This window comes from Fulvimonas soli (assembly GCF_003148905.1).
GTDB lineage: Bacteria > Pseudomonadota > Gammaproteobacteria > Xanthomonadales > Rhodanobacteraceae > Fulvimonas > Fulvimonas soli.
In genome coordinates, this window is sequence record NZ_QGHC01000041.1 from 1 (window position 1) to 1202 (window position 1202).

A 1202-nucleotide genomic window follows, 5' to 3' on the forward strand; every position below is an offset into this window, starting at 1 on the left:
GCGTAAGCTCCCCCGTCAAGCAGACACTTCAAAAGTAGAACCGCTGGCGGCTTGTTGGCGGTACTCGGTGGGTGTCAGGTCACCGAGTGATTCGTGGGGGCGTTGCTCGTTGTAGTCGAGCATCCACCAGTAGGCGGCCTCACGCACATCCTCCAGGCGGGCAAACAGGTGCTGGTCGAGCACTTCCTCGCGGAAGGTCCGATTGAAGCGTTCGATGTAGGCATTCTGGTTGGGCTTGCCGGGCTGGATGTACTGGATGGCCACGCCGTTGGCCTTGGCCCACTGGGTAAATGCCTCGCCCAGGAACTCCGGCCCGTTGTCCGAGCGCAGCACTTGCGGCAAGCCGTGGTCGCGCCTGATCTGTTCGAAGATACGCACCAACCGCGCCGAGGTGATCGACGTGTCGACCTCGATGTGCAGCGCTTCGCGGTTGAAGTCGTCGACCACGTTGAAGGTCCGAAAACGGCGGCCGCAGGCGAGTGCGTCGCTCATGAAATCGATTGACCACACCGTATCGGGCCGCCGTGGCACGTACAGCGCTACGCGTTCGCGCTTGGGCAAGCGGCGGCGCGCAGCCCGCCGGAGATTGAGCTTCATGGCCTTGTACACCCGGTAGATCCGTTTGGCGTTCCAATCCGGCCGCGCCTTGCGCAGCTGGGCACAGCATTTCCAGAAGCCACGGCTCGGCCGATCCTCGACCAGACGAGACAACGCAGCAATGAGTTCGGCATCGCGCACCGTCCAATCCAGCGGCGGGCAGTAGTACGCGGCACGCGACAGACCCACACATGCGCAGGACCGGCGTAGCGGCCGCGCGTGCACCTCGATCAGGTAGCGCACGGCCTCGCGCTTGCTCGCCGGCCCTACAGTTTTTTTGCGATCAGGTCCTTCATCGCCGCGTTGTCCAGCGCCAGTTCGGCGTACATCCGCTTTAGCCAGGCATTCTCGGCCTCAAGGTCCTTGACGCGCTTGAGGTCGGACGCCTCCATGCCGCCGTACTTGCTCTTCCACTGATAGTAGGTCGGCACGCTGATGCCAGCCTGACGGCAGATGTCCTTCACCGGCACCCCGGCGTCGGCCTGCTTGAGGATCGAGACGATCTGCGTCTCGGTGAACTTCGACTTCTTCATGGAACCTCCTGGCTCGGAAACAATGCCAGAAAGTTCTACTTTCGAGATGTCTGCCTAGTGGGGGAGCTTACG

1 protein-coding gene is annotated in these 1202 nt (G+C 62.4%); it reads right to left on the bottom strand.

The annotated features are described in order from the left end of the window. Positions 1–15: 15 nt before the first annotated feature. Positions 16–1130, bottom strand: a protein-coding gene (locus C7456_RS16730; RefSeq protein ID WP_170120250.1) for an IS3 family transposase whose coding sequence is annotated in 2 segments (ribosomal slippage) — positions 16–878 and positions 878–1130 — 1116 coding nt in all. Because the reading frame shifts where the segments join, the coding sequence is not laid out codon by codon here. Positions 1131–1202: the final 72 nt, after the last annotated feature.